A 25,752-nucleotide genomic window follows, 5' to 3' on the forward strand; every position below is an offset into this window, starting at 1 on the left:
TTGGCCAAAAAACGTTAGGAGGAGGGCAGGTCCCGAATCAGCCGTGCTACGTGGCCGGTGGCTTTGACGTTGTACTGGGCCAGCCCAATGGTGCCGTCTTCTTGAATCAGGAAGGTCGAGCGAATCACGCCCTGGACCACCTTGCCGTAATTCTTCTTTTCTCCAAAAGCGCCATAGGCCTTCATCACGTCCTTGTTTTCGTCGGAAAGCAAGGGGAAGGTCAGCTCATGGTCCTCGCGGAACTTGGCCAGCTTTTCAACCTTATCGGGCGAGATTCCCACCACCGCGATGTTTTGGTCATTGAGTTGGGTGAGCGAGTCGCGGAAGTCGCAAGCCTCTTTGGTGCAGCCTGGGGTGTTGGCGCGAGGGTAGAAGTAGACGATGACCTTCTTGCCGCGGAAATCCTCCAGGCTGGTGGTTTCGCCCTGGTCGTTGGGCAATGAAAAGGCAGGTGCGGGGTCGCCGACTTGGAGGCGAATCTGTTCAGTCATGGCTTTAAATGTACCGGCTTCGTGGAAATTGCTCTTGAGGTACTAAGGTATAAGGAGATCTCAATCAACGAACTTTTCCTAGGGAGTCCCTCAAGTGGCACGCAACATTGATGATATTCAGCGCGACATCGAGCGCACCCGCCGTCAGCTCGCCAGCACCCTGGACGAGATTGCAGACCGCTCCAAGCCATCCAACCTTGTCGACGACGCCAAGAACCAGGCAAGCGCCAAGCTAAAGGATCCGCAGGTGCAAAAGACTCTGCTGGGCATCGGCGCAGCAGTAGCCGGCCTAGTCATCCTCGGTGTTGTGCGCGGCCGCAAGAAGAACAAGGACCTCAAGGAGCTTCAGCGCCTGCTCGCTGAGCGCTAAACTCAGGGCCTATCACAGCACGGAGAACGCCAGACGCCTCCGTGCTGTTTTTTGCTGCCCACTTTCGAGCTACTTAGGCAAGCTGCGCGCCGGTGCCAACCATCTCCTGGAACGCCTGCTCCGCGGCCTCTTCACTTACCGGTGCGCATAGCTCTGTAAGCACCCGAACCTCAAAGCCTTCTGCAAGAGCATCAAGCACGGTCGCTTTGACGCAGTGGTCGGTAGCGATACCAACGACGTCGATAATGTCGATATCATGCTCGCGCAACCAGCTAGCGAGATCGCTGCCATTATCAGCCGCACCCTCAAAGCCCGAATAGGCCGCAGTGTACTGGCCTTTGAGGAAGATCTCTTGGATATTCCCAGCATCCAAGCTGGGGTGAAACGCCGCGCCCGGAGTCTCTGCCTTGCAATGCACCGGCCAAGAATCCTTGAAATCCGGCGAATCAGAAAAATGATCACCCGGATCAATGTGCCAATCCTTCGTCGCAACAATCGCGCTATAGCGATCCGCATGATCGAGGATGTGCTGATTGATGGCTGCCGCTACCTCAGCGCCACGCTCGGTGGCGAGGGAGCCGCCAGGGCAGAAATCATTTTGGACATCGACTACGACTAGGGCGCGCATCGCCCCTCCTAACTTTCTTCACAACTTTGGAAGTTCTAAGCCTACGTGGCATTGCGGGCTCTGTGGCCACAACGATTGGTCCGTGAACACCTTGCACGGTGGTGCCAGATTTTAGGCTGAATCAAGCAGTAGGGAAGGGGTAAGCAGGGAGGTTTGCTGCGCGCAGGCACCCGGTTTTGAAAAATAACGGGGGAGTTTCGGGGGAGTTTGGGCAAAAAAGAACCCGGCCACCGCGTGTTAAAACGCTGTGACCGGGTGTTTTCTGTGCGCCATCAGGGACTCGAACCCCGAACCCACTGAATAAAAGGGGAACTACCGAACCCCCCGATTCGCGCCGTTTACCTGCACCTAGTTTAGTCCGCGTTTGCCACTAGTACCGCCTAATGCCCGCTAGTGTCGCTCATTCCGGATGGGTTTCAGATGGGCACACCACCGGATCGAAAGCGCTGCCGCCCAAATGGCTCACGCCATTTGGTTGCCCAATAAGACCCGTACCCCGCCACCGCTGGCATTACTGACATGGCTAAGGGAGCGCTTGAAGAGTGCAAAGAGTGCAACCAAAGAAGTGTGCCCTGACCTGCAAAGAGATAGAAGAAGTGTATGTTATTTACGTATACGCGCGCGCGAGAGCCAGTCAATCCGCCTAGAAGCTAGGCACAATATCCACCACGCCCACCACCAAGAGCGAACCAACACCACCAAACACCGCGCCCTAAGCCCCGCTACAGCCCCAAACCACACCACAGCAACCAATTTGGCTAGCGCGCCGGGTAGGGGGCGTTGTAGCGCCCGTGAGCGCGGATAAGTAAAAAGTGCTCACGTAAAGCGCAAAACGGCTCAATTCGACGGCTGTAAGCGCCGTAGACGAACGACAACGCCCCGGCGGGTAAGAGACCAACCGGGGCGCTATGGCGGGGCGTGAGCGCGCTAGCGGGGGCGGTAATCGGCTACCGCCGCTTCAATACCCGGAGCGTGCCCCGTGCGCTCGATATAGGCCAATTCAGTGATCGCCGTTGATGCGTGCCCGGCGACGTCACGCGCGGCCATGATGCCGTAGACGTCTGCCACGGCCGTAAGTGCGGTGGAACGCAACAGGTATGGGTGAAAGCCCTCTGCTGGTGTGCCCTTGCACGCCGCGCGGAGCGTGCGCCGAACGTTGCTTAAATCCATCAACCCGCCCGAGCTTGACGGGAACACCAACTGATCCGGCATACACCCAACAGCCCGCGTGATCGGATCCAATGCTTGCGTGGCCAACGAAGCCATTGCCCAATCTGGCACCAACAGCACACGCCGCCCCTTGGCCGTCTTTGGCGCGGGTTGCCTCACTAAATGCGAACGCCCGGAATCGTCCTTATGGCGCGTGACCGTGGCGCACACCTCCACCGTGCCCGCCTTGGTATCCACGTTGCCCCACGTCAATGCCAACGCCTCATTCGGGCGCATACCCGTGGCCACAAGCAGATCAATCAACGGCAACAAAAACGCCGCGCGCACCGCTTTCCCCGGGCGCTCGTTGTCTTGATACGCCTTGATCGCCGCGCGCACCGCCTCGACCTCCCCGGGGGTAAGCGCCCGTGGCTCACGCCGTGGCTTGACCACCGTAGACGTCGCCGGAATCGGGTTGCGTGAAACACGTCCCTCACGCAACGCCTTAGCGAACGCGCCTTGCAAAATCACCCGCGCGCACCGCCTCGCAGACGCCGCTTCAATAGCCGCTAGCCACTGCTCTGCAAGTGCCGTAGTCACCTGATCCGCCCGAACCGCGCCCACCGCCTCAAGGTGCTTAGCAGCAACATGCTCGTACAAATCAGACGTTTGCGGCCTCCACTTATGCACACGCCCCCAAGCGAGATACGCGGCCACCAATTCACCAACCGATTCGCGCCGGGGTGTAACCGGTAGCCCCTCGCGCTGCATCTGCTCGATCACCTCCCCGAGCGCTCGCCCGGCCGCTGCTTTGCTTTTGCGCGTGCGCTCAACGACTTTGATCGAGCCCGACAAATCGCGGTAGCGCACCCGAGCGCGCACACCCGTGCTCACCTGATCGAAAAACATGCGCCCGAACTCGCCGGGCTGTAAACCGGGGCGACCCATGCCCGCTAGTCCTCCCCGTCCTCGATGCCGTCAAAAAGACTAATCCCCCGGGTAAACGCCCCCAAGTTCTCCACCGGTTGCCACTCAAGACCAATCGCAGCGGCGACCTTAGCCCCAAGCGCCCCGGTAGCCTCGATGCGCTCAACCGACCTCGCAAGCCGCCGATCCGCCGCATGCAAATCCGCCCGAGACGCCCCCGTTTCCTCCAAATCGTCTCGTTCTGCCCGGCTGATCGCCGCGTCTTGAATCGCCCCAATGTATTCCCCGAGCACAAACGACAACGACGCCCACGGTGTACCCGCATGCCCCCACGGAGGCGCAATCGTGCCATCAACCCAACCCCGCGCCCGCGCCGCTGGCATCACCCGCCCCGGGATCACCTCAACCTCCCCGCCCGGGGTACCACCAATCAACAAATCAATCGGCGCGCAATCCAACGCCGCCGCAATCACCAACCAATCCGCAACCGACAACTTAGAAGCCCGGTTAGTGCTGCTGATGCCCGCAACGGTTGATCTGCTGATGGGGTGGCCAAGTTCTGCCGTTCGATCGGCAACCGCTTGAGCTGAAAGCCCTAGCGCGGTACGCCGAAAATCAATGTTCTTGCCTACAGATGCGATTAGGTGCTTGCCCCAATCTGGGTTATTCCGTGCCATATTGCGCAGTGTAGCGCCAAATCTGGCGACAATTGGCAAGGAATGGGTTAATATCGCAAACATGGGCATTAAAAGCCAAAAGTGCCCACCAATGCACACTAAACGGTATTGAGTGCCCAACTATGAGTTGCGAACGAAAGGAATTTAGAACTATGGGGGATTACTGTCCCGCCGTGTATTCGGTTGCCGAAGCCGCTGCACTGCTGAACATGAGTGATCGGGCGGTGTACCGCCTCATTAACGCGGGTACGTTCCCCGCGCCCGTCGTGAAAGCCGGTAAACGCTACCTGATCCCACGCGCCCAACTTGACCAGCTACTAGCCACCGGAGACCTTGAAGCATGAGCATGCAAGAAATTGCCCTCGTGGTGCTGAATAACGCCAATAGCGTGAAGATTGACAAAGCCACTCACACGGCCGAAGTGGACGGCAACCCCGTTGATTGGGGTGATCTGTCCAAGGAGCTGATTCGCCTCGTATGTGCCTCGATCGGGACGAACCCAAGCCGCGCGCTTGCGCTATTCGATAAGCCCGCGCCGGAGGTCGCATAATGCCGAACCTGCAAAGCGAAGCCCCGGATACCCCGTATCGCGCCGGGGTGTTCATGGCCATGCTCGTAGTGATGATGAGAACCGGCGTCACGCTGAGCTACCAACTTGTCACGGTTGAACAATCCATTATCGGTATTCGGCCGAGTAACCAATCTGAAACAAACATTTTGAACCTGTACGCCCACAACCGGCATACCGGCGCGTGGCAACCCCGATCCATCATTGTGCAGATGCGAGAAGACGAACCCGGCAAAAACGACGGCCTAAGCGTCCTCATGCCCGTGCCCGAGAAAGGATCACCCGATGTGGATAAGTGGGAGTTCTGCCAAGGCTTCATTCAAGGAATCGGGAACTATGTCAAAAAGCTGTCACAGTGACGAAAAAGCGCCTACCGGCAACACCCTGAACGTGCCAGTAGACGCCTTAACGGAAAACCCTGATGAAAGGAGTATCTGCATGAGCGAGACTACCACGACCCCCGAAGCCGCGCCGGGTATCGCATGTGTACCGGCGACGAAGATTCAACCACGGCAAACCCGGTGGATCATTGATGATTGGGTACCGGCCAACGCCTTAACCCTGATCGCCGGTTCCGAGGGGATCGGCAAATCAACCATTGCCGCGCGTTTCGCCGCTGATCTATCAACCGGGCGCGTACCCGGCGCGGGCGCCATGCGGGTGCTGTATGTGTCTACGGAAGATGATCCCGCTTCAACGACGGTTCCGAGGCTGATCGCGGCCGGGGCTGATCTTGGCAATGTCATGCTGGTGGATCAATCCGGTTTTCAACGCCCCATGACGTTGCCGCGCGATATGGCCGCGCTTGAAGCGTTGGTTGATCGGTTCCATATTGAGGCCGTCATTCTCGACCCGGTAGGCGACCTCATGGCCACGGAGTTGAATGCGAACAGTGCTCAAGACGTGCGAGCATTCCTCACGCCCTTGACGCGCCTTGCGGTGGCTCGCAACCTGATCGTGTTGGCTATCGCCCACCACGGCAAGGTATCGACCGGCGACGCCGCGCGCGCCATTCTAGGTTCTCGCGCGTGGTCACAGGTGCCCCGCAGCGTGCTGACCGTGGCGCATGATGAATCATGCGGCGGGCTGATCGTCACGAACACGAAATCGAACCTAGCGCGCCGTGTTGTCTCTCGTACCGCGACCATTGAAACCGCGCACATTGGCGCGCCGGGGCTACTGATCGCCACGTCCAAACTTGAGTGGGGAGAAGAAACCGATAGGGACGCCCGCGACCTCATGGACGCCGATAAGGACGACACCCGCGCCGCGCGTAAGGGCGTGGACGCTTGGCTACGTGAAGCACTCACCCCGGGCGCTGTGCGCTCCAAAACCTTGTTCGAAGATGCTAAGGGCGCGGGTTGGTCACAAGACCAAATTAAGCGCGCCAAGATTCGCCTTGGGATCAAAGCAGACCGCGACGGCCACGGTTGGTACTGGCACCTCCCCGGCGCGCCCTCAACGCCGCCTACCCCTGATCGAAAGGACACGAACGCATGAGCACCCCACTAGCCCCACCCGTTGAACGTGACCGGCGCGCATGCCCCGAGTGTGGCGGGCGTTGGGTGAATGATCTGAAGTTCAATCACGCCCCCGCATGCCAAATCGGCGCGGCCGATGATGGGCTACGCATTGCTGATCTTGAACGCTTTAAGAGGCTTCATTCGCCGGTGTTCTTCCGCCCGGCGCGCCCCCATGAACTCAAGCTGCTGCACGCAATCGGGTGGCCAATCATGGAAGAAGCAACAGTGATTGTTGCCGATGCCATGCAAACCCGTGATGCGGCGGGGGAGCACATCGACACGATATGGGTACGTGCATTGAATTCGTACCGCGAACCCGGCCGAGCCCGCGCCCGGCATGCAAGGCCACAACCATGACCACCAACCGCGCCGCGTGGCGCACCACCGAACCGAAAGGACAACCAATGTTTACTAAGCAACAGCGCGACCTTATGGGGGAAGTCGCCGCGCCGGGGGAGCGCATGGGCAAGCGTATTGGGGCGCGCCGGGATTGGTATTGCCCTGAATGCGGTGGCGATTGGATCCATGATCTTGACTTTGGGCATGTTGATCAATGCAGTATCCGCCAAGCAGATGCCGAAGCCAAGGCCGCGGACTACGCCGTGTTCGCCCGGCAACAGCTTTTTCCATTCGTCATTCGTGACGCCTATCCCCATGAACGTGACCTCATGCGCTACATGGGGGTACGCAACCCGGGAAAGCGCTACACCATCACGGCCATGGACTGCCTTGACCCCGTAACCATGTCGGCCGACATGCTACCGCGCCGCGTGTACCGCCGGATCGTGAACGAAGCCAAGTCCCCGCAAATCGGTGGCTCAAAACCCGCCCCACACCTCAAAAACATTAGCGAGGAAGAAGCACTGCTCGATCAACTGCGGCTCTACGCTGAACGCGCTATCGAAGATGCGTGCGATATTGACGAAACCTACCGCAAGCGAGGCTAACTATGACCGACGACACCAACGACACCACGGCCACGCCCGACGCGACGGGTAGCGACACGGCCACGGGCGCCGGCAACACGATGCAACAGGCGTCGGCCGGCAACAACCCCCACACCCCCGAGGCCAAGCCCAAGCAGGGGGAATCCCACATGATCGAACGGCTACGCCGTGAGGCGGCGGGGTATCGCACGAAGCTACGTGAGGCCGAAGCGACCCTTGAGGCGCGCGCGGATACGATACGCACCGTCTTGGGTGCCCAAGTGCGTGAGCACGTCGCCGGGGTGGCCGCGAACGTGGCCACGTTGGAGGCATTGGGTTTTGATCCAACGGCCTACGTAGACCCGGCAACGGGCGCGGTAGACCTCCAACGCGCCCATGATGATGCCACCGCCCTACGGGATACCCACGGCCTTGCGAGCGCTGATCCGGTAAGCGACGCCGCGAAGCACGCCGCGCATGTCGCCGGTGGCGACTTGGTTCCCCCGGAGGTGATTCGCGGTGCCACCCCGGAGCAGATGCAAGCGCATGCCAAGGCGCTACTTGAGTGGGTAAACACACTCGTCCCGTTCGCGCCTACCGTGCCGGGGGAAAACGCGGGATCGCGGCCGAACCTAGCGCCCGGCGCGGAGCGTTGGATTCAGGAGGCGATTCAAGGCAAAGGACTCTAAGCCGGGTTGCACCCGGTGTTAGCATGAGGGCGTGCCACGCACCATGTTGTTTTCATTTTCGTGTGGCACGTCTTTTCTCATGGTTTGGACTGTCAGGTAGCAGGTGCCGAGCCAAGCACCGCCCCGGTGGCGTGCGAACAACTGTCATAAAGCAACCAGGCATTATCGCCACTCGTTGCCGTGATCGTCGCACGCCACCCGTTGAACGGGGCGGTGCTTTGGTCTGCGGCCATGCACCATGAGGTGAGGGGGGGGGCTACGGGGGAGGCGAGACGCTGAAGAGTTGCTTCACATCTTCTACAGATTGGAAATACTCATGACTGGTATTACCACCAAAACTACCCCGGCGCTCGTACCCGAAGAGCGCGTGAATGAAGTGCTGATCCTCCCCATTGAACAGGGGCTAGCGGGGCGCATTTCGACCATTCACCGCACGATGGACAACGCGGTACATTTCCCCAAAGTGTCGGAAGACCCCGCCGCCTCATGGGTGGAAGAGGGTGAAGAGATAGCCCCGAGCGCCCCGACTATTGGGGAGATTGTTGTAACCCCCGCCAAGGTTGCTGGCTTGACTGTGATTAGCCGGGAAATGATCGAAGATTCGGACAGTCCGGTATCGCAGATCGTTGGCCAAGCACTCGTTCGAGACATTGGGGCAAAGATTGACGCGGCCTACTTTGGTTCCGTTGATGCCCCCGCCCCCGATGGGTTGGAGACCATCACCCCCACGGAGGTCAGCGCCGGGAGTGCATGGGCGAACCTTGATCCGTTTGCCGAAGCCGTTTCGACGGCCACGCAACGCGGGGCGACCATCACAACGTTTGTGGCCAACCCGGCCGATGCGCTGGCACTGGCCACGCTCAAGAAGCAAAAGACCTCCAACGAACCGCTGCTGGCCGCTGATCCAACGCAACCGGCGAGAAGCATGCTCAACGGTGTTCCGCTTGAGACCTCCAAGTACGTGACCCCCGGTACTGTCTGGGGCATCCCGCGTGACCGGGTGTACATGGTGATCGGCAGGGAAGCGACTATCGACGTCAGCGACGCGCCGTTCTTCACGTCGGATCGCATTGCCGTTCGTGCAACGATGCGCGCAGGCTTTGGCTTCATTGATGAAGCAAGCATCGTGCGTATCAAGCTCGCAGGCTAATCGGGAATGAGTGCCAAGCATGGCCATGAACGCACCTTGCTTCATGGCCATGCGAACGTACACACCATTCACGCTCAAATGTTCGAAGCAAAGAGTAACAAGCAAACTAGAAAACATGATCGAAAGCATCAAGCCATGAGCGATTACCCGTTTATCCATACCCGAAAGCCAACGCGCACGAACTCGCGGATCACCGCCCGCATGCGCAAGCGGATCATGTACCGCGCTAAGGGCATGTGTCAGATTCAAGGCGACGGCTGTACAGGCACGGCCACGCAAGTAGATCACATCGTTCCGTATGCCGAGGGAGGCCGCGAAACCTTAGCCAACCTCCAAGCGGTCTGTCATACCTGCCACGCCGCGAAGAGTGCCCTTGAAGCCAATCGTGGCCGGGCACGGCAAAGCAAGTACCGCCCCGCGCCCGGGCGGCCAGGGAGCCGAAACCGGCGCAAGACTAGCGACTCGTTCGGGTGGGACTGCCCAACATGGTGACGCCGGGGGAGGGGAAGCCCCTCCCCGCGCCGCGAGAAGCACTAACGGCATAGGGGCTCACACTAGGTACGGGTTCCACCTTTTTCCCTGTTCACGCCCTAAAAATGCCCCTTAAGCCCCCTTGCTTACCGCCATGACCTGCACCAACAAAACCGGCGTGACCACGCGGAAAACAGCCGTAACGCGCCGATATAAAAGGTGTAATTTCCCCCCTGGTAAAACAATGTCTTTCGTAACGCAAAAATGATACCCTAGAATCATGCAGACACGGTGTAAGCAATGCGGTGGATGGATCGACCTCCAACGCCCCGGGCGACCTGCTGATTACTGCTCCAACGCATGCCGCCAAGCGGCCTACAGGGCACGCAAAAAGCTGGCACAATCACCCCGCGCCCAATTCCCGGCCGACTTGCTCGACCGCCCGCAATGGGCATGCTCGAACCGCAAACGCCCAATCACGCCAAGCGGACGCCCTGCAAGCTCTACCGACCCCGACACTTGGAACACCTACGCGGCTTGTACCGCGCCGGGCGCTGCTGGCAACGGGGTAGGCATGATGACCGGCCGGGGTGTGGTCTGTATCGACCTCGATCACTGCCTAGACAAACGTGGCCACCCGAACTATCACGCGCGCCGGGTACTAGCCGCCTGCAAGGGCGCATACGTCGAACGCTCCCAATCGGGCGACGGGTTGCATATTTGGGGCTACGGAGACCCCGGGAACCACCTCCAAGGCTCACTAGGGGGCAAAGCCACCGGCGCTATCTACCGGCGCGGCCAATTCATCGTTGTCACCGCCAACACCTACCAACCGGGGCGCGCCGTGGTACTCGATCTCGACGCCGTAGCGGCCATTTTTAAGCGTGAACGGGGGTAAAGAATGCACCCCGCTTACCTATACACACTTGCATTCTTGCACCCTTACACTTCTTCCCTGGTCACAGGCTTGCGTTGGGTGCTCCCTTTGCGCTCCCTTCCCGCCACCTTTGCTGCCCCCTTTACCCCCGCCCCGCATGATCGCCGGTTCTGTGCTACGGAACAACCCGAGAAAAGGGCGTCGAAAAGCCCTTGAAAAATAACAGATGGGTTTCAGATGGAATCAGACAAAAAAGACCCCCGGCCAAAAAATGCAAAACGCTTTGACCGGGGGTTATTTGTGCGCCATCAGGGACTCGAACCCCGAACCCACTGATTAAGAGTCAGTTGCTCTACCAATTGAGCTAATGGCGCATCTTGTACAGATCGGCGTGCTAGCCGCGCTGTGCAACGAAGAAGAATATAACAACGCTGCCGTCTATTTGTAAAATCGCCTGCTTAACCCATGTTTTTCCTCTGCATTTTGGTGCTGGAATTTTTTCACCCTTAGCGGTGTTGATATAGCCACAAGATTTCAAAATAATTATCGCCCACCTGTTCGATTCTTTGAGGTATTGGAATCGGGGGTGTGGTGTAAGGATGAGGCAGTCGAAAGCGAAAAAGGAGGCCGGTTGATATAGGCGCGCTAGGGTGTCCGCATCCTGCGATAAAGCTCTAATGGAATAGTTTTTCTGCAGCTCAAAGCAGTTTCGGGTGAATATTTCTAGAAAATAACAATGTGCTAACGCTTCGCGCGAGGAGTGCATTGTTTTCGGTACTCGGGTTTACGATAGGAAACGCTGCGGTCAAGACCGCGCGAAGTGACAGCGAATAGTGAAGGCTTGTGTGGAAGTTGTGAAATTGCCAAATGCACGTGGTGGGCGAACCGCATTTTTAAAGGTGGTAGGTGCAGTCGGTGCTGCTCTACTGCTCGCATCGTGCACCATCGGTACTAACGATGAGGCCCAAGAGCAACAGCAGGAAGTAGAAAAGCAACATCCTCCTGTGGTGAGCGTGAAAGACGACGCCGAAGACGTCAGCCCCATTAAGCCCGTTGAGGTGAAATCCGAGGGTGATGGCCTTGAAAAGGTCACCATGACCAACGAAGAGGGCAAGAAGGTCAAAGGCAAGATGTCTGGTGACGATGAAAGCTGGAGCACCGACGAGGTGCTCGGCTACGGGCGCACCTACACCATCGAGGCAAAGGATAAGAACGGCAAGACCACCAAATCTTCCTTCACCACTATCGCCCCGGCCTATACCGCCTACGGTGCGCTATCTCCGATCGAAGGTTCGGAAGTTGGCGTGGGCCAAACCATCGCTGTTCGTTTCCCCTATGCCATTGAAGATCGCAAAGCGGCGCAAGATGCCGTCACGGTGAGCGCTGAACCGGCCGTAGAAGGCGCCTGGTACTGGCTGAGCCCCTATGAGATGCGTTGGCGCCCAGAGAACTACTGGGAGCCTGGCACCAAGGTCAAGGTAGACGCCAAACTCTACGGCAAGAACCTAGGTGGCGGCGTCTATGGTGAGGCCGATAATTCCACCGAGTTCACCATCGGTAATCGCGTCGAGGCAGTGGCAGATGACAACACCAAGACGATGAACGTCTATAACAATGGCGAATTGGTAAAGTCCATCCCCATTTCCATGGGTTCGGATCAGTGGCCAACGCCGAATGGCGTGTACATCATTGGCGATAAAAACCCGACCATGATCATGGACTCTGAAACCTATGGTCTTGCCCATTCCAATGGTGGGTATCGCCTCACGGTGAATTACGCAACGCAAATGTCCTATTCGGGCATCTATGTGCACGCCGCACCCTGGTCCGTGTGGGCGCAAGGCAGCCAGAACACCTCTCATGGCTGCATCAACGTCACCACCGAATACGCCAAATGGTTCCAGGATTACGTCAAGCGCGGCGATATCGTCACCGTGAAAAACACCATCGGCGGCGTACTCAACGGCGCAGACGGGCTCGGCGACTGGAACATCGACTGGGGTACCTGGAAGAAGGGCAACGCCGACCAAGGCTAAACACAGCACACGGCAAAATAGCCAGCAAGCAAAAAAGGGTGGAACCGATGCACGGTTCCACCCTTTGCCTTTTCATCCACGGCCCCGGCCAAACACACGGCCCCTGCCAAAGCCCCCCCCCATGAGACGCGCCACCGGGAAAAACACGGCACAGGAAAGCACAGAACAAGAAAGCCAGGAGCCTCAGGCAAGCTGAACCAGCCAAGACCAAAGAGAGAAGAAAACAAAAAGAAGGGCTGAAAGTTAAACTTTCAGCCCTTCATCTTAGGGGTGGCTGACGGGACTCGAACCCGCGACACCCAGGATCACAACCTGGTGCTCTACCAGCTGAACTACAGCCACCATTGCTGCTGTAAAAAGCAGCGATAGCAATACTAACGCATCGCCTGAACTTTACAAAAACTGCTGGTAACAGGCGGTACTCTCTTCGGCTGCCTGTGCTGCTTCCTCGCTTGTGGCATCAAGGCGAAACAGGCTGCGGCGGTAATAATCTAACTCGCGCACAGATTCCACAATGTCGGCCAGGGCGCGGTGCGCCATGCCTTTTTCTGGCTGGCGGTGATACACCCTGGGTGCCCATCGCTTTGCCAGTTCCTTAATCGAAGAAACATCCACCATGCGATAGTGCAGGGCGGCATCAAGACGCGGCATGTGTTCGCGGATGAAGGAACGGTCGGTGGCGATGGAATTGCCGGCTAGGGGAGCAGGCTGATCCTCTGGGCAGTACTTCGCAATGAGCTCAAGTACGGCATCTTCGGCCTCGGCGATGCTGATCGACGATGCTTTGATTTCCTCGGTGAGCCCAGAATCGTTATGCATGCGGGTGACAAAGTCATCCATCTGCGCGAGTTCTTCCTCGCTTGCGTGCACCACCAGATCCACGCCCGGCCCAAGAATATTCAGGTCCGCATCGGTGACAAGGGCTGCCACCTCCACGATGACGTGGCGCTGCGGATCAAGGCCAGTCATTTCCAGGTCGATCCACACCAGGCGGTTATCTTTGGGCGAAAGCGTTTCAGACATACTCACTATCCTAACTTTTTGCCAAAGTTAGGAGAGGTTGGAGTAGAACTTGCCCATCACCGGCGCGAGCACCGCCGTCGGCGCCACTGCAGAGATCGCATTCATCGCCTTAGATAGTGGCCCTGGTACAACGCGTCGTTTGTTTTTGGCAATGGCTTCGAGTGTTTCGCGTGAGCAGGATTCGTAGGTGGTCCAAAGGAAGTCGGGTACGACTTTGTCTACTACTGATTGTTCTGCTTCGGGGATTTCTGCTTCGCGTACTGGCCCTGGGGCGAGCAGGGTGCAGTGCACGCCGGTGCCTTTGAGCTCGTAGTGCAGTGCTTCGGTGAAGGCGTTGACGCCTGCTTTGGTAAAGACGTAGGTGGCGTTGTTGGGGATGGGGACGTTGCCGGCGGCTGAGCCGACGTTGCAGATTGCGCCTTCTTTGCGCTTGAGCATTTGGGGTAGCACTGCGTGGGTGAGTTCGAAGACGGCGGTGGCGTTGAGTTCGAACTGGTTGGTTTCGTAGTCCCAGTCTTGATCTTTGAATGGCCCAAAGCTTGCGATGCCTGCTGAGTTGATCAGGATATTGACTTCGGTGTTTGCTAGCTTTTCGACGAGCCCCTGCCGTTGCTTACTATCTGCCAAGTCGCAGGGGTAGGCGATCGCATCCACGCCGTGGGCGGCGTGGAGTTCTTGTGCGAAGGTCTCGAGCATTGCTTTTCTGCGGGCAACGAGCATGACGTTGTAGCCCATTCGTGCCAGATCTTTTGCCATGGCATAACCGATGCCTTGGCTGGCGCCGGTGATAACGGCGTAGGCGTTGATGCTTGGTTTGGGCAATGCCATGAAAGCTCCTTGATCAGCGGTTGTGACGGTGCCCTACATCCTAGTGCTTTGGGCCGGGGGCTTTGAGGGTGAGCGTGGTCAGCCCTCGTCCGCAGGTAGCGCCCTCATGGGAGCAATGCATGGCACAGCTCGTGCATGCGGAGCTATCGCGGCTGCTTGCTAAATATCCGCTATCGACCAGGTGGCCGAGCACCGCGCTGATGGTGCTGCGAGATAGCCCGGTGGCGCGTTCAATTTCTGGTGCTGTGCGAGCACCTTCGCGCATTGCTTGGGTGACAGCCGACAGTGGCCCCATTAGAACCACACCTTAAGCAGGTGGAAGGTGGCCACGGCCAGTATCCAGGCAGAGGTCAACTGAATCACCATGCCAAAGAGCATCCACTTGGTGCCGATTTCTCGTTTCTGTGCAGCAAGGGTGGCAACGCAGGGGGTGTAGGAGAGCAGGAAGATCATAAAGGCCCACACGGCCGCGATGGTGTGCCCGCCGGAGGCTTCTTTGAAATCTTGGCGCACTGCCTGCGCAAGAGGCGAGGAGGCTTGTTCGTTGGGGTCTTCGTCGGTGACGTCCTCAAGCTGATAGGTCTGTGCCCAGGAGGAGATCACTGCCTCTTTGGCTACAAAGCCTGTGAGCAAGGTGCCAGAAATTGACCAGGAGCCAAAGCCTGCGGGCTCAAATACGGGGGCGATGGTTTCAGAGACGCGGCCGTAGACGCTGTCTTGGGGCGGCAGGTCTTCGTCGGCAAAGCCATAGCCTCCAACCATCGGTGTGGATTGTAGGAGGAAGACCACCGTCACCGTGGCAACGATGATGCCGCCGGCGGTGTGCAGGAAGCCTTTGAGGCGCACCCACATCACCGAAAACGCCAAGCGCAGGCCGGGGAGTTGGTACACGGGGAGGTCGATGACCAAAGGCTCGGTGCCCATGCGCCGCCACAGGGTGTGCTTCATGCCCAGGCCCACCAAAATAACCAGGGCAATGGAAATCACGTACATGGCAAACACCACGCTGCCTGCGTGATCCGGGAAGAAGGTGGTAGCCAGCATCACATACACCGTCAGGCGCGCTGAACAGGAAGTAAAGGGAATCAGTAAGGCGGTGAGCAAACGCTGGCGAGGCTGGCCTAGTACGCGGGTGGCCGAAATGGCTGGCACATTGCAGCCAAAACCCACAATCAAGGGGATAAAAGCTTTGCCGGGCAGGCCAATGGCCTTCATCAAACGGTCGGTGACCACCGCGGCACGCGACATATAGCCCGAATCCTCTAACACCGCGAGGATCAAAAACATCAGCGCCATCAGTGGTGCGAAAGTCAAGACCATGCCCACACCGCCGATGAGGCCATCGACGATCAGGCCGGTGAAAAATGGCTGCGATAGGCCAATGGTCTCAAGGAAGGAACGGGCGGCGTCGCTGACCGGGCCGCTAAAGAAGGATTCGAGGGAATCCTGCAGCGGGGCTGCCACCGTGGTGGTGATCTGAAAAACCAGCCACATGCAGGCCAAAAAGAGCAGCGGGCCAAACACTGGGTGCAAGGCTACGGCGTCAATCTTTTCCGTGGCGCTTCGTTTTTGCTGTTCTTTGGCATCCAGGGCTGCTGCTACGGCGGTTTCAACCCATGCAAAGCGGGCGTCGGCAAGCTCGAAGGTGTCTTGCAAGGAGGTTTCGCGCAAGGTGTGCTTTGGTTGCTCAAGGCGCTTGGCTACCGCCTTCTCAATGGCAGCCAAATTAGAGCGGCGGCGAGGATCCACGGCAAGCACCGGAACCCCGAGCATCTCGGCGAGCTTGTCTATATCCGCCGTGCTGCCATAGCGGGCTGCAACATCGGCCTTGGTTACTACCACGACGATGCGATGATCTTGTTCTGCAAGCTGCGCCACCATATACAGGCTGCGGCTTAAAGCGGTGGCATCGACGGCCACCAACACCAGATCGGGGCGATCCTCCGGGGCACATTCCACTACCAATTCCCGGGTGAGCTCCTCATCGGGGCTGATCGGATCAAGGGAATAGGCTCCGGGAAAGTCGATCACATCATAGGTGCCGTCTTTGGTGCGCCAAGCGCCGCGGCTGACTTCGACGGTGGTGCCAGGCCAGTTACCCATTTTGGCTTTGGCGCCGGTGAGCCCATTAAAAAGCGTGGATTTACCCGCATTGGGCGCACCGACGAGGGCGATAATTGGTGCGCCTTTGGGTGCGGGGTTTGAACCGTGGCTTTCGCAATGGCAGGTGGAGGTGGACATGCTCGATCATCCCTTGTGAAAAGTAGGGCAGTAGTTGGGTCGGGGCGTGGGCTCTAGGCCACGTGCACAAGCATTTCGGCTGCGGTGGCGCCATCAATGGCGTAGCGGGTGGTGCCAATCTTGAGCACTCGGCCGCCTGCGCTGGTCTTTTGGCTAATGGTGACGTGCATGCCTGCGCGCAGCCCTAGCTCCGCTAAACGCCGCTGCGTTGCTTGAGAAAGCTTGTGCTGGGCAATGCTTGAGATTGTGCAGGTACGTCCGCAGGGAACTGCGTTGAGTGTGAAAGTTTCCGCTTCGCCCTGGCATGTTGGGCACGATTGGGTGTCGTCGATGCCATTGGTGCAACGTTGTTGGGCTTCGCGTGATGGACGCTGAAACGTCTTTGCGAGTGCTCCAAACATGACTGTGCTCCTTAGTTGGTGCGCTGTTTTTGGCACCATGTGGAAAACCCTGAGCTTATTTAGGCTGGGCTACACTTGCTTATGCTTTTGAGCCTACTAGGGCAGGCTTAGCTTTGTGAGTCGAGCCTTTGTGTGTTCAATCACCGCGTGGCATTGAGTACCGCGCGGCTTTGGGCATCGCGCGGCAGCGTTTTAGGCAACTGGCTGTTTTGAAGCCTTCCGATTCTCTGCGGTAGGATGCTGTGCGCAATGCCTCCATAGCTCAGTGGATTAGAGCAGTCGGCTTCTACCCGATTGGTCGCGGGTTCGAATCCTGCTGGGGGCGCACATGAGAGGTATATCCCCCGTGGCCTAAGGCGCGGGGGTTTTCTTCGCCTTGACATACCCCAAGCCGCGCTTTGGGCTTCTCGCATCGCAGCGCATCCCGTGTGCTCCTGCCGCGTCGCATTGTCTGCCGGGCTCGCAGGCCTTCAGCGCTCGCAGGCCTTCAGCGCGGCCAAAGCGGGCTGGAAGGCCTTAAAAAATCTCCCATGACCATGAGCAAACGCAGCGCTAGAGTACCCAAGGGTTAGGCTAGTGAGCATGCTTTCTGCGCAACAAGCCTCCAACGTTCGGTCAATGTGGCCGCTGTACCTGTTGTTCTTCCTGGTTGCCGGTTCAGTAGGTGCACTGATCTCTTGGGGCTTTTTGTCGGAATCCCTCGCCGCCTTAGGCATCCCCGATCCAGGCCCCTTTACTACCGCAGGCCTGCCATTTTTCCGCGCAGTCGCCTGGATGCTGGCGGCGCTTGCCACTGGGTCTTTCATGGCATCGACCTTCTTTATCTCCCCGCAGCCGGCGCGGAATCTTTTAAAAGCCAGGCTTTCTGTCGACGGCGCGCTGGCTGCCCGCACCGGCTCCGTGGCCGCCCTTTGCTTCGGCTGCATCGCCGTATTGATGATCCCCCTGGTGCTTTCCGACGTCTCCGGCCAGCCCTTTAGCGAGGCAGTCCAGCCCGATATGTGGCCGATGGCCATCGAGCGCGTCTCTGCTGCATTCGCCTGGATGTGGGCAGCGATCTTCGCTTTCATCATCGGCATTGCCTCTTTGAGCAGCAGGGCGTGGCGCACCCAATTCCTCTGGTTCCTCGGATCCATCTTGATCATCGTCCCGCTCGGACTCGAAGGGCACTCTGCTGCCGGTGGTGATCACGACTACGGCACCAACTCCTTGCTCTGGCACCTCATTTTCATGCTGTTGTGGGTAGGCGGGCTCATGGCCTTGATTGCCCACGCGCGCCGCTTAGGCCCTGGCCTTCCCACCGCGGTACGCCGCTATTCCACCGTGGCCTTGTGGTCTGTGATCGTGATGGCGTTTTCTGGCGTGGTCAACGCCGCCATCCGCGTTCGCTTCGAAGACCTCTTCACCTCCGGCTATGGCCGCCTGATCCTCAGCAAGGCAGTACTGACCATTATCCTGGCGCTTTTCGGCTTGATTCACCGCAAGATGACCATGCCAAAACTGCGCAATGCAGATACTCGCGGCCGGGCATTTACCCGTGTGGCGATCGTCGAAATGCTAGTAATGGCCGCTATTTCCGGCGTGGCTGTCTCTCTAGGCCGCACCCCGCCGCCGCCACCGCGCGTGGTGGATCTCAGCCCGATGGCACTGGAGATGGGCTACAACTTAAGCAAACCTCCAACATTCTGGGGTGTGTGGACGGTGTGGCGTTTCGACATCATGTTCTCCACCCTGGGGCTGATCATGGCCGGTGCCTATATCTATGGCCTCTATAAGCTCAAAGCCCAACAGAAGCAGTGGAAGTGGCAGCGCAGCTTCTGGTTCCTTCTCGGCTCCTTGGGCCTAGCGCTTGCCATGAGCTCCGGTGTTGGCCTGTACATGCCGGCCATGTTCTCCATGCACATGGTCACCCACATGGTGCTATCGATGGTGATCCCGGTCTTCCTCGTCCTTGGCGCACCCATCACCCTGGCATTAGAGGTGCTGCGCCCCGGCACTGAAGAAGAACCCGGCCCGCGCGAATGGTTGGAGGCCTTCGTGCACTCCAAGACCATGCGCGTGATCATGCACCCGGCCTTCAACACCATCCAGTTCATCACCATCTTCTACCTGCTCTACGTCACGCCGCTGTATGAGTTGATGGTGTCTGAACACGCCGGCCACCTTTCCATGAACTGGCTGTTCCTCCTGTCTGGCTATATCTACTACTGGGAGATGATCAGCCCCGATCCTCGCCCGGTGAAAAACTCAGTGCTTTCGCGTTTGGGGTGGCTGGTCTTTTCCATGCCCTTCCACCTCTACTTCGGTGTGTATCTGATGCAGCTTTCTACCGTCTTGGCCGGAGATTTTTATCAAAGCCTCGATTTGCCCTGGCAGATGGATCTCATGCAAGACCAAAACGTCGGCGGCGGCATTGCCTGGGCTTCTGGCGCCTTCCCGCTGCTGGTCGTGTTCGGTGCCCTGTTTTTGGAATGGCTGCGCGAAGATCGCCAGGAAGAACAAACCTATGAAGAGCATGTACGTGAAGAAGGCGAGGATGAGCTCGATGCCTATAACGCCATGTTGGCCAGCATGCATGAGGGCAAAACCGATGCCGTGAGCCAATATCACGAGCAGGAGTTTGGGCACAAGGATTCTTCCCAATAAAACTTGGCTGTGGATAACTTCGCGCCGGGCAATGGGTTGCAGGCCTAGTTATTCACAGCCTGGCGCTAGTACAGCGCGCATCGCTGGCATGGGGTTGGCGCAAGGGGTGATGATGTGGCTACCGAGGCAAATTCGGCCTCGGGCACCAGATGTTTAAGAGGGGAATTGTTCATGCACACCCAAACCACCATCATCGGCAATCTTGTCGATGACCCAACCTATGTCCGCTTTGATAACTCCGATGAAGACCCAGGCCACAAGGTTTCCATGCGCGTTGCTGCCAGCAGGCGTCGCTTGCGCCAGGTCAATGGCAAAGAGGAGTGGCAGGATGCCGATCAGCTTTTTATTAGCGTCGAATGCTGGGGCGAGCTTGCGCTCAATGTGAAGCGTTCTTTGCGCAAAGGCCACCCGGTGGTGTGCCTTGGCCACCTGATCACCCAGAGTTGGGGTGAGGGGGAGGGGCGTCGCTCAGCGATTGTCTTGCGGGCCAATCACGTCGCCTTTGAGCTCAGCCGCTACCTCGTGGGGTCTAAGCGCACCGATGCCCAGGAGCATGTGCCAGATAAGGATCTCACCTTCGCCGATGTTGCAGAGCCTGATCGGGTGATCGAATCGAACCGGAAGCAGGAATTGGCTGCGGCGCCGTTTTAGCTAGCTTTTCGACGTGCAAGGGTTTGCTTTGCACGTCGTTTTGCTTTGCCCGCTCAGCATTGCTTCTTTCATGCGGTAGCCTGTGAGGTCGGTAGAAAATTTCAACAAAGATCTAAGGGGCGAAACAACACATGGGCGAATTCATCTACACGATGAAAAATGTGCGCAAAGCCATCGGTGACAAGGTGATTTTGGACAACGTCACCATGGCCTTTTATCCCGGCGCCAAAATCGGTGTGGTTGGGCCTAACGGTGCTGGTAAGTCTTCGATTCTGAAGATCATGGCCGGCCTGGACCAGCCTTCCAATGGTGAGGCGTTCTTGGACCCCGGTGCCACCGTGGGTATCTTGCTGCAGGAACCGCCGTTGAATGAAGAAAAGACGGTGCGCGAAAACGTTGAGGAAGGCCTCGGCGAGATTTTCGAGAAAAAGCAGCGCTACGAGCAAATCGCAGAGCAAATGGCCACCGATTACTCCGATGAACTCATGGAGGAATTTGGCAAGCTCCAAGAAGACCTCGACCACGCCGATGCTTGGGAGGTTGATTCCAAGATCGAGCAGGCCATGGAAGCGCTTCGCTGCCCGCCGTCTGACGAGCCGGTTACCCACCTCTCCGGTGGTGAGCGCCGCCGCGTGGCCTTGGCCAAGCTGCTGCTTTCCGAACCTGATCTGCTCCTGCTCGACGAGCCCACGAACCACCTGGACGCCGAAAGCGTGCTGTGGCTAGAAAAGCACCTTGCCGATTACAAGGGCGCTGTGCTCGCTGTGACCCACGATCGTTACTTCCTGGATCACGTCGCTGGCTGGATCTGTGAGGTAGACCGCGGCAAGTTGTATCCCTATGAGGGCAACTACTCCACCTACTTGGAAAAGAAGGCTGAGCGCCTTGAGGTGGCTGGCAAGAAGGATCAGAAGCTTCAAAAGCGCCTGAAAGATGAGCTGGCTTGGGTTCGTTCTGGTGCCAAGGCTCGCCAGGCCAAGAACAAAGCCCGTCTGGCTCGCTATGAGGAGATGGCTGCCGAGGCCGAGCAGTATAAGAAGCTCGACTTTGAAGAAATCCAGATCCCAACCCCACCGCGCCTGGGTAACCAGGTGGTTGAGGTGCAAAACCTGACCAAGGGCTTCGATGGCCGTACCTTGATCAAAGACCTCAGCTTCACGTTGCCGCGCAACGGCATCGTCGGTGTGATTGGCCCGAATGGTGTGGGTAAGTCCACGCTGTTTAAGACGATTGTGGGCTTGGAAGAGCCTGATGCAGGTGAGGTCAAGGTTGGTCAAACCGTCAAGCTGTCCTATGTGGACCAGGGTCGTGAGAATATCGATCCCGAAAAGACGGTGTGGGAGGTTGTATCCGATGGCCTCGACTTCATCCACGTCGGCCAAAACGAGATGCCTTCTCGTGCCTACCTCTCGGCCTTCGGCTTTAAAGGCCCTGATCAGCAGAAGCCTTCGAAGGTGCTCTCCGGTGGTGAGCGCAACCGCCTGAACTTGGCGCTGACCCTGAAGCAGGGCGGCAACCTGATCCTGCTTGACGAGCCCACCAACGACCTCGACGTTGAAACCTTGGGCTCGCTGGAAAACGCCTTGCAGAAGTTCCCCGGCTGCGCCGTGGTCATTTCCCACGACCGCTGGTTCCTCGACCGCACCTGTACCCACATCCTTGCCTGGGAAGGCAATGTGGCAGAAGGGCAGTGGTTCTGGTTCGAAGGCAACTTCGAAGATTATGAAAAGAACAAGGTCGAGCGCCTTGGTGCTGAGGCCGCACGCCCAAGCCGCGTGACGCACCGCAAGCTCAGCCGCTAAGCCTTGGCTTGCAACCCCTCCCGCAATATTGCCTCGGGAGGGGTTGTGGCATTTGTGCGCCAGGTGCCACCGCCAACCATGCGTACTTTTGTTGCAAAAAGTAATTTTCGCGCTATGGTGGTGTAGTTCACCTTGGTGGAACACTATTGCTCGTATATGACAAGGAACTTGTTCTCCGTATGTCTTCTTCTGATTACGCCACTGTTCACGAAAGCCTGATCCCCTTGCGTTGGGGTGATTTTGATCGCTATGGGCACGTCAATAACGCCGCCTATATCGAACTTGCCCAAGAGGCGCGGCTGCGCTGGGCGCACGATGAATTCGGGGCCGAAGGCTATGACATTCCGCCGGTATTCGTGCGAAAAATCGAAGTGGATTACTTACGCCCCATGATGCCCTCTACCGACAACGTGCGCGTTGAAACGGTCGTCACCGATATTGGGCGCTCCTCATTTACCACCCGCCAAACCCTCCACGACGCCGAAGGGCATGTGTGCGCCACCGTGCACACCGTGCAGGTGGCGATCGATCTGCCCACGTCTCGGCCAAGGCAAATTACCGAGAAAGAAATGAAGGTGCTCACCCGCGGACATTCCTCCTAAGATTGCAGGAATGTTAGAAGGTCAGCATCGCCCCACCGTGCCAAGCGGAAACTTCTCCGCCCTGCTTCACCGCGCCCAACGCCTCGATGCGCAATCGCTGCTGCGGATCCGCGAGCGTGAGGATCGCCCGGCCCAGGCCTTTCTCACCACCCCCTTCGAGGCGCTTCTAGCAATCGATGTGCCCCCAGCTTTGCCGCTTGAGCAAGGCGTCATTGGTGTTGGTGATCTTCTTGCAGGCCGCCTGGTACAAAGGCAGGCTCAGTGGCCAGGTGCGTTGCCGCCTAGCGAAGGTTTTTCTTTGCTCGACGAGGTCCCTGGGGAAGTGGTGGCGCAGTTGGCCGAAGATGGGCGCACCTTGGCGCGAGCGCATAGCGGCCCGCTTGGGGTGCCGCCGAGCCTTCTAGATCAAACGGTGCTCAATGTTGAAGGCCGTGAGGTGCCAATGCGGGTGATTTTTGCCTGCGATGTCTACGGGCTAATCCCGCCTGCTGCTTCTAGCGCCCCGCGTCAGGTGCGCGTGAGCGCTGCTGGGCGTTGGTTGCGCGTGGATACGGTGGTGGCAAGCGCATACTTTTCGCGGGGGCTCCCCCTCTTGTAGTTCCCTGGTTCACATGATTCAATGACGGTGTTCTGTATCACTTTGCGTCGCACCCAGGGCGCACACAAACAATGGAGACACCATGCGAATCGGAATCCCCAAAGAAGTCATGAACCGAGAAGGCCGCGTTGCCTTAGGTCCCCTCGGAGTCCAAGCGCTTGTCAACGACGGCCACGAAGTGCTCGTCCAGCGCGGCGCCGGCGCAGGCGCTGCCATGCCCGATGAAGAATTCCAGGCCGCCGGAGCCCAGCTTGTCGACGTCGCCGATGCATGGGATGCCGAGCTCGTTCTCAAAGTCAAAGAACCCCAGCCCGAAGAGTTCGATTACCTGCGTGATCAAATCCTGTTCACCTACCTCCACCTCGCAGCATGCCCCGATGTGGCCGAAGCCCTCCTCAACGCCGGCACCACCTCAGTGGCATACGAAACCGTCACCGACGCCCAAGGCGGATTGCCACTGCTTGCGCCCATGAGCCAAGTAGCCGGCAGGCTCGCCACCATCGAAGGTGCTCACCACCTGCTCAGCCCCCAAGGTGGGCGAGGTGTGCTGCTCTCCGGCGTGCCCGGCACCAGCCCCGCCAAGGTAGTAGTAATCGGCGGCGGCCAAGTCGGAGCCAGCGCCGTTGCCGTGGCCCACGGCCTCAGAGCCCAAGTGACCGTCCTCGACGTCAATGCACGCACGCTTGCACACTTCGACGACCTCTACCACGGCCAAGTGCGCACCATCGTCTCCGATCCCGCCTCCATCCGCCAAGAGCTTCTCGACGCCGACCTCGTCATCGGCGCCGTCCTCGTCGCCGGAGCCAAAGCCCCCGTGCTCGTGCCAGACAGCCTCGTCGCCGACATGAAACCCGGCAGCGTCCTTGTCGACGTCGCCATCGACCAAGGCGGCTGCTTCGAATCCTCCCGCAAAACCAGCCACGAAGCGCCCACCTTCCAAGTGGCCAACTCCCTGATGTACTGCGTGCCCAACATGCCAGGCGCAGTCGCCAACACCTCCACCCGAGCCCTATCATCTGCCACCCTGCCCTACGTGCGCGCCATCGCCGCCGGGGGAGTAGACCAAGCATTCGAGCGCTTCCCGGGGCTTAAAGATGGGTTAATGACGCGCCACGGCCAGCTCCTCAACGAAACGGTCGCCGCCGCCCTCTCCTAACTTTTGCCCAAAGTTAGGAGGGAGACGCCTGCTGCCAACAGCAGCAGGCCCAACACCTGCACCCCAGTTACCCGCGCGCCGCGAACCCAATCGACGACCACACTGGCCGCCATCATGCCGCCTAATGCGGCCATGACGGTAAGCCCGGTGCCGATTTGCGGCGCTAAAAGGGCATTGGCGGAAACAAAACTTGCGCCGCAAATTCCACCGATCCACATCCACCACGGCCCTTTGAGCCGAGTTATCCACAGATTTGGGCGCCAGCGCGGCCAGCAGTTGACAAGCACCAGTGTTGCTGTTCCCACCACAAAGGAGACAAGGGCTGCCGATAGCGCAGAACCTAGGCCTCGGCCGAGCTGGCCATTAATTGCAGACTGCGTAGCAAGGCACATGCCAAAACCTACTCCGGCGAGCTGGAGGGGGAGGTGGTGGTGCGTATTGCTGACGTTGGGGCGCCATACGCAGGCGATCACCCCGCCTAGAACCACCACAGCTCCTAAGATTCGAAGAAAGTTAGGAGGGATCAGGGGTGCGTTGAAAAGCCCGAAACTATCGATGAGCAATCCGGCAATAATTTGCCCACAGATGGGCAGCACTACCGTTTGGATGGCGCCGAGTTTTGGGTAGAGCACGATGTTGCCGCTGAGTGCGATCACCCCGAGTGCTCCTCCGATGAGCGTCCATGATGGTTGTGCGAGGATTTGATCGAGGTGGGGCAGTGTGCCGGTCAGGGTGGTGATTGCCAAAAGTGCGATGCTGCCGACGCTGAAGCTGAGCAGTGATGCTGACAGTGCGGTGCCGGTGCTGCGGCTGAGCCGGGTGTTGGCGATGGTTTGGATTGGCACGATGGCCCCGGCGAGGATCCCGATGGCAATGAGCATTAGCCGGCGGTGTTGATGAGCATGTAGGCGACTTTTTGCATGTGTTCGCGTAGGGCTTCGCGTTGGGGTGGTGCTATGTCGGTGTTGTCGATGGCTTCGTCCATGAGTTCCAGCCAGCGTTGGGCGGCCTGTGAGTCGATGCGGAAGTGGGCGTGGCGCATTCTCAGGCGGGGGTGGCCTCGTTGTTCGGAGTAGTCGCTAGGCCCGCCCCAGTATTGGGCGAGGAACATTCTGAGGCGATCTTCGGCTCCTTCCCAGTCTTGTTGGGGGTACATCGGGCCGATGATGTCGTCTGTGCGTACCGACTGGTAGAAGCGGTGGACTACCTCGCGGAAGGTGGCTTCGCCGCCGATTGCTTGGTACACGGACTCGTTATTCATGCGTTTTAGCCTAGAGGGGCATTTTTATTCATGCGACACCGCATGAGTGAACAGCTTGGTC

At 58.5% G+C, this 25,752-nt stretch carries 29 protein-coding genes and 3 tRNA genes; 19 read left to right on the forward strand and 13 right to left on the reverse strand.

Annotated features, from left to right (window positions below):
- Positions 1-14: 14 nt before the first annotated feature.
- Positions 15-491, reverse strand: a complete 477-nt coding sequence (gene bcp / locus CPPEL_RS02415; protein ID WP_123959644.1) for a thioredoxin-dependent thiol peroxidase — start codon at positions 489-491, stop codon at positions 15-17.
- Positions 492-585: 94 nt separating this feature from the next.
- Between bcp and CPPEL_RS02420 the strand changes: the two genes are divergently transcribed.
- Positions 586-861: a DUF3618 domain-containing protein gene (locus CPPEL_RS02420; RefSeq protein ID WP_123959645.1), complete on the forward strand. Its 276-nt coding sequence runs from the start codon at positions 586-588 to the stop codon at positions 859-861.
- Between the two features lie 73 nt (positions 862-934).
- On the opposite strand, the gene CPPEL_RS02425 is transcribed toward CPPEL_RS02420, so the two are convergent.
- The 3 genes from CPPEL_RS02425 to CPPEL_RS02435 form a co-directional block, all read right to left on the reverse strand.
- Positions 935-1,489: a nicotinamidase gene (locus CPPEL_RS02425; protein ID WP_123959646.1), complete on the reverse strand. Its 555-nt coding sequence runs from the start codon at positions 1,487-1,489 to the stop codon at positions 935-937.
- Positions 1,490-2,416: 927 nt separating this feature from the next.
- Positions 2,417-3,586, reverse strand: coding sequence for a tyrosine-type recombinase/integrase (locus CPPEL_RS02430; RefSeq protein ID WP_123959647.1), 1,170 nt, complete (start codon positions 3,584-3,586; stop codon positions 2,417-2,419).
- A 5-nt stretch (positions 3,587-3,591) separates the two neighbouring features.
- Entirely contained in the window at positions 3,592-4,242 is a 651-nt protein-coding gene (locus CPPEL_RS02435) for a hypothetical protein (protein WP_123959648.1), read from the reverse strand.
- 152 nt (positions 4,243-4,394) lie between these two features.
- Here CPPEL_RS02435 and CPPEL_RS02440 point away from each other — a divergent pair, with 152 nt between their 5' ends.
- The 10 genes from CPPEL_RS02440 to CPPEL_RS02485 all read left to right on the forward strand — a co-directional run bounded on the left by CPPEL_RS02440 (position 4,395) and on the right by CPPEL_RS02485 (position 10,467).
- Positions 4,395-4,586 carry a helix-turn-helix domain-containing protein gene (locus CPPEL_RS02440; RefSeq protein ID WP_164470354.1) on the forward strand — a complete coding sequence of 64 codons (192 nt, stop codon included), beginning with the start codon at positions 4,395-4,397 and terminating at the stop codon, positions 4,584-4,586.
- Complete coding sequence (locus tag CPPEL_RS02445) at positions 4,583-4,792, forward strand: hypothetical protein (protein ID WP_123959650.1); 210 nt, start codon at positions 4,583-4,585, stop codon at positions 4,790-4,792. The genes CPPEL_RS02440 and CPPEL_RS02445 overlap by 4 nt, the downstream gene beginning before the upstream one ends.
- Complete coding sequence (locus tag CPPEL_RS02450; RefSeq protein ID WP_123959651.1) at positions 4,792-5,169, forward strand: hypothetical protein; 378 nt, start codon at positions 4,792-4,794, stop codon at positions 5,167-5,169. The genes CPPEL_RS02445 and CPPEL_RS02450 overlap by 1 nt, the downstream gene beginning before the upstream one ends.
- A 79-nt stretch (positions 5,170-5,248) precedes the next feature.
- A complete protein-coding gene (locus tag CPPEL_RS02455) occupies positions 5,249-6,310 on the forward strand; it encodes an AAA family ATPase (RefSeq protein ID WP_164470355.1) in 1,062 nt (353 codons plus the stop codon).
- Positions 6,307-6,690, forward strand: a complete 384-nt coding sequence (locus CPPEL_RS02460; protein ID WP_123959653.1) for a hypothetical protein — start codon at positions 6,307-6,309, stop codon at positions 6,688-6,690. Before CPPEL_RS02455 ends, CPPEL_RS02460 begins: the two co-directional genes overlap by 4 nt.
- Positions 6,687-7,280 carry a hypothetical protein gene (locus CPPEL_RS02465; RefSeq protein WP_123959654.1) on the forward strand — a complete coding sequence of 198 codons (594 nt, stop codon included), beginning with the start codon at positions 6,687-6,689 and terminating at the stop codon, positions 7,278-7,280. Before CPPEL_RS02460 ends, CPPEL_RS02465 begins: the two co-directional genes overlap by 4 nt.
- 2 nt (positions 7,281-7,282) lie before the next feature.
- Positions 7,283-7,948, forward strand: coding sequence for a hypothetical protein (locus CPPEL_RS02470; protein WP_123959655.1), 666 nt, complete (start codon positions 7,283-7,285; stop codon positions 7,946-7,948).
- Between the two features lie 316 nt (positions 7,949-8,264).
- Positions 8,265-9,098: a phage major capsid protein gene (locus CPPEL_RS02475; protein WP_123959656.1), complete on the forward strand. Its 834-nt coding sequence runs from the start codon at positions 8,265-8,267 to the stop codon at positions 9,096-9,098.
- A 234-nt stretch (positions 9,099-9,332) separates the two neighbouring features.
- Positions 9,333-9,590, forward strand: coding sequence for an HNH endonuclease (locus CPPEL_RS11400; protein WP_425453818.1), 258 nt, complete (start codon positions 9,333-9,335; stop codon positions 9,588-9,590).
- Between the two features lie 259 nt (positions 9,591-9,849).
- A complete protein-coding gene (locus CPPEL_RS02485; RefSeq protein WP_123959658.1) occupies positions 9,850-10,467 on the forward strand; it encodes a bifunctional DNA primase/polymerase in 618 nt (205 codons plus the stop codon).
- 280 nt (positions 10,468-10,747) lie between these two features.
- Here CPPEL_RS02485 and CPPEL_RS02490 read toward each other — a convergent pair.
- Positions 10,748-10,820 (reverse strand) — tRNA-Lys (locus CPPEL_RS02490).
- Between the two features lie 480 nt (positions 10,821-11,300).
- On the opposite strand from CPPEL_RS02490, the gene CPPEL_RS02495 reads away from it, so the two are divergent.
- The gene (locus tag CPPEL_RS02495) at positions 11,301-12,482 is read left to right on the forward strand and encodes a L,D-transpeptidase (RefSeq protein WP_206608939.1); all 1,182 of its coding nucleotides are present in this window, start codon (positions 11,301-11,303) and stop codon (positions 12,480-12,482) included.
- Between the two features lie 269 nt (positions 12,483-12,751).
- Here the strand turns inward: CPPEL_RS02495 and CPPEL_RS02500 are convergent.
- The 6 genes from CPPEL_RS02500 to CPPEL_RS02525 form a co-directional block, all read right to left on the reverse strand.
- Positions 12,752-12,824, reverse strand: a tRNA-His gene (locus tag CPPEL_RS02500).
- 51 nt (positions 12,825-12,875) lie between these two features.
- Complete coding sequence (gene orn / locus CPPEL_RS02505; protein ID WP_123959660.1) at positions 12,876-13,505, reverse strand: oligoribonuclease; 630 nt, start codon at positions 13,503-13,505, stop codon at positions 12,876-12,878.
- 27 nt (positions 13,506-13,532) lie between these two features.
- Entirely contained in the window at positions 13,533-14,333 is an 801-nt protein-coding gene (gene cmrA / locus CPPEL_RS02510; RefSeq protein ID WP_123959661.1) for a mycolate reductase, read from the reverse strand.
- Between the two features lie 40 nt (positions 14,334-14,373).
- Entirely contained in the window at positions 14,374-14,628 is a 255-nt protein-coding gene (locus CPPEL_RS02515; protein WP_123959662.1) for a MarR family transcriptional regulator, read from the reverse strand.
- The gene (gene feoB, locus CPPEL_RS02520; protein WP_123959663.1) at positions 14,628-16,574 is read right to left on the reverse strand and encodes a ferrous iron transport protein B; all 1,947 of its coding nucleotides are present in this window, start codon (positions 16,572-16,574) and stop codon (positions 14,628-14,630) included. The genes CPPEL_RS02515 and feoB overlap by 1 nt, the downstream gene beginning before the upstream one ends.
- Positions 16,575-16,627: 53 nt before the next feature.
- The gene (locus CPPEL_RS02525; RefSeq protein WP_123959664.1) at positions 16,628-16,975 is read right to left on the reverse strand and encodes a FeoA family protein; all 348 of its coding nucleotides are present in this window, start codon (positions 16,973-16,975) and stop codon (positions 16,628-16,630) included.
- 251 nt (positions 16,976-17,226) lie between these two features.
- Between CPPEL_RS02525 and CPPEL_RS02530 the strand changes: the two genes are divergently transcribed.
- From CPPEL_RS02530 to ald, 7 genes are all read left to right on the forward strand, one after another.
- Positions 17,227-17,300 (forward strand) — tRNA-Arg (locus CPPEL_RS02530).
- A 257-nt stretch (positions 17,301-17,557) separates the two neighbouring features.
- Entirely contained in the window at positions 17,558-19,621 is a 2,064-nt protein-coding gene (locus CPPEL_RS02535) for a bifunctional copper resistance protein CopD/cytochrome c oxidase assembly protein (protein ID WP_123959665.1), read from the forward strand.
- A 171-nt stretch (positions 19,622-19,792) separates the two neighbouring features.
- Positions 19,793-20,272, forward strand: coding sequence for a single-stranded DNA-binding protein (locus CPPEL_RS02540; RefSeq protein WP_123959666.1), 480 nt, complete (start codon positions 19,793-19,795; stop codon positions 20,270-20,272).
- A gap of 131 nt (positions 20,273-20,403) precedes the next feature.
- The gene (ettA, locus tag CPPEL_RS02545) at positions 20,404-22,074 is read left to right on the forward strand and encodes an energy-dependent translational throttle protein EttA (protein ID WP_123959667.1); all 1,671 of its coding nucleotides are present in this window, start codon (positions 20,404-20,406) and stop codon (positions 22,072-22,074) included.
- Positions 22,075-22,253: 179 nt separating this feature from the next.
- Positions 22,254-22,676: an acyl-CoA thioesterase gene (locus CPPEL_RS02550; protein WP_123959668.1), complete on the forward strand. Its 423-nt coding sequence runs from the start codon at positions 22,254-22,256 to the stop codon at positions 22,674-22,676.
- 10 nt (positions 22,677-22,686) lie between these two features.
- Positions 22,687-23,274 (forward strand): DUF8185 domain-containing protein, encoded by a 588-nt coding sequence (locus CPPEL_RS02555; protein WP_123959669.1) that lies wholly within the window; start codon positions 22,687-22,689, stop codon positions 23,272-23,274.
- An 82-nt stretch (positions 23,275-23,356) separates the two neighbouring features.
- A complete protein-coding gene (gene ald / locus CPPEL_RS02560; protein ID WP_123959670.1) occupies positions 23,357-24,430 on the forward strand; it encodes an alanine dehydrogenase in 1,074 nt (357 codons plus the stop codon).
- Here the strand turns inward: ald and CPPEL_RS02565 are convergent.
- Both CPPEL_RS02565 and CPPEL_RS02570 read right to left on the reverse strand, forming a co-directional pair.
- On the reverse strand, positions 24,427-25,311 hold the full coding sequence (locus CPPEL_RS02565; RefSeq protein ID WP_123959671.1) for a DMT family transporter: 885 nt from the start codon (positions 25,309-25,311) through the stop codon (positions 24,427-24,429). The genes ald and CPPEL_RS02565 overlap by 4 nt on opposite strands.
- Positions 25,311-25,691 (reverse strand): globin, encoded by a 381-nt coding sequence (locus CPPEL_RS02570; protein WP_123959672.1) that lies wholly within the window; start codon positions 25,689-25,691, stop codon positions 25,311-25,313. The genes CPPEL_RS02565 and CPPEL_RS02570 overlap by 1 nt, the downstream gene beginning before the upstream one ends.
- Positions 25,692-25,752: the final 61 nt, after the last annotated feature.

It is taken from the genome of Corynebacterium pseudopelargi (genome assembly GCF_003814005.1).
GTDB classification, from domain to species: domain Bacteria; phylum Actinomycetota; class Actinomycetes; order Mycobacteriales; family Mycobacteriaceae; genus Corynebacterium; species Corynebacterium pseudopelargi.

Bases quoted from the DNA above. Each gene is read 5' to 3' on its own strand.
- bcp (WP_123959644.1), bottom strand. From the start codon at position 491: ATGACTGAACAGATTCGCCTCCAAGTCGGCGACCCCGCACCTGCCTTT.
- CPPEL_RS02425 (WP_123959646.1), bottom strand. From the start codon at position 1,489: ATGCGCGCCCTAGTCGTAGTCGATGTCCAAAATGATTTCTGCCCTGGC.
- CPPEL_RS02430 (WP_123959647.1), bottom strand. From the start codon at position 3,586: ATGGGTCGCCCCGGTTTACAGCCCGGCGAGTTCGGGCGCATGTTTTTC.
- CPPEL_RS02435 (WP_123959648.1), bottom strand. From the start codon at position 4,242: ATGGCACGGAATAACCCAGATTGGGGCAAGCACCTAATCGCATCTGTA.
- CPPEL_RS02440 (WP_164470354.1), top strand. From the start codon at position 4,395: ATGGGGGATTACTGTCCCGCCGTGTATTCGGTTGCCGAAGCCGCTGCA.
- CPPEL_RS02445 (WP_123959650.1), top strand. From the start codon at position 4,583: ATGAGCATGCAAGAAATTGCCCTCGTGGTGCTGAATAACGCCAATAGC.
- CPPEL_RS02450 (WP_123959651.1), top strand. From the start codon at position 4,792: ATGCCGAACCTGCAAAGCGAAGCCCCGGATACCCCGTATCGCGCCGGG.
- CPPEL_RS02455 (WP_164470355.1), top strand. From the start codon at position 5,249: ATGAGCGAGACTACCACGACCCCCGAAGCCGCGCCGGGTATCGCATGT.
- CPPEL_RS02460 (WP_123959653.1), top strand. From the start codon at position 6,307: ATGAGCACCCCACTAGCCCCACCCGTTGAACGTGACCGGCGCGCATGC.
- CPPEL_RS02465 (WP_123959654.1), top strand. From the start codon at position 6,687: ATGACCACCAACCGCGCCGCGTGGCGCACCACCGAACCGAAAGGACAA.
- CPPEL_RS02470 (WP_123959655.1), top strand. From the start codon at position 7,283: ATGACCGACGACACCAACGACACCACGGCCACGCCCGACGCGACGGGT.
- CPPEL_RS02475 (WP_123959656.1), top strand. From the start codon at position 8,265: ATGACTGGTATTACCACCAAAACTACCCCGGCGCTCGTACCCGAAGAG.
- CPPEL_RS11400 (WP_425453818.1), top strand. From the start codon at position 9,333: ATGTGTCAGATTCAAGGCGACGGCTGTACAGGCACGGCCACGCAAGTA.
- CPPEL_RS02485 (WP_123959658.1), top strand. From the start codon at position 9,850: ATGCAGACACGGTGTAAGCAATGCGGTGGATGGATCGACCTCCAACGC.
- orn (WP_123959660.1), bottom strand. From the start codon at position 13,505: ATGTCTGAAACGCTTTCGCCCAAAGATAACCGCCTGGTGTGGATCGAC.
- cmrA (WP_123959661.1), bottom strand. From the start codon at position 14,333: ATGGCATTGCCCAAACCAAGCATCAACGCCTACGCCGTTATCACCGGC.
- CPPEL_RS02515 (WP_123959662.1), bottom strand. From the start codon at position 14,628: ATGGGGCCACTGTCGGCTGTCACCCAAGCAATGCGCGAAGGTGCTCGC.
- feoB (WP_123959663.1), bottom strand. From the start codon at position 16,574: ATGTCCACCTCCACCTGCCATTGCGAAAGCCACGGTTCAAACCCCGCA.
- CPPEL_RS02525 (WP_123959664.1), bottom strand. From the start codon at position 16,975: ATGTTTGGAGCACTCGCAAAGACGTTTCAGCGTCCATCACGCGAAGCC.
- CPPEL_RS02535 (WP_123959665.1), top strand. From the start codon at position 17,558: ATGCTTTCTGCGCAACAAGCCTCCAACGTTCGGTCAATGTGGCCGCTG.
- CPPEL_RS02540 (WP_123959666.1), top strand. From the start codon at position 19,793: ATGCACACCCAAACCACCATCATCGGCAATCTTGTCGATGACCCAACC.
- ettA (WP_123959667.1), top strand. From the start codon at position 20,404: ATGGGCGAATTCATCTACACGATGAAAAATGTGCGCAAAGCCATCGGT.
- CPPEL_RS02550 (WP_123959668.1), top strand. From the start codon at position 22,254: ATGTCTTCTTCTGATTACGCCACTGTTCACGAAAGCCTGATCCCCTTG.
- CPPEL_RS02555 (WP_123959669.1), top strand. From the start codon at position 22,687: ATGTTAGAAGGTCAGCATCGCCCCACCGTGCCAAGCGGAAACTTCTCC.
- ald (WP_123959670.1), top strand. From the start codon at position 23,357: ATGCGAATCGGAATCCCCAAAGAAGTCATGAACCGAGAAGGCCGCGTT.
- CPPEL_RS02565 (WP_123959671.1), bottom strand. From the start codon at position 25,311: ATGCTCATTGCCATCGGGATCCTCGCCGGGGCCATCGTGCCAATCCAA.
- CPPEL_RS02570 (WP_123959672.1), bottom strand. From the start codon at position 25,691: ATGAATAACGAGTCCGTGTACCAAGCAATCGGCGGCGAAGCCACCTTC.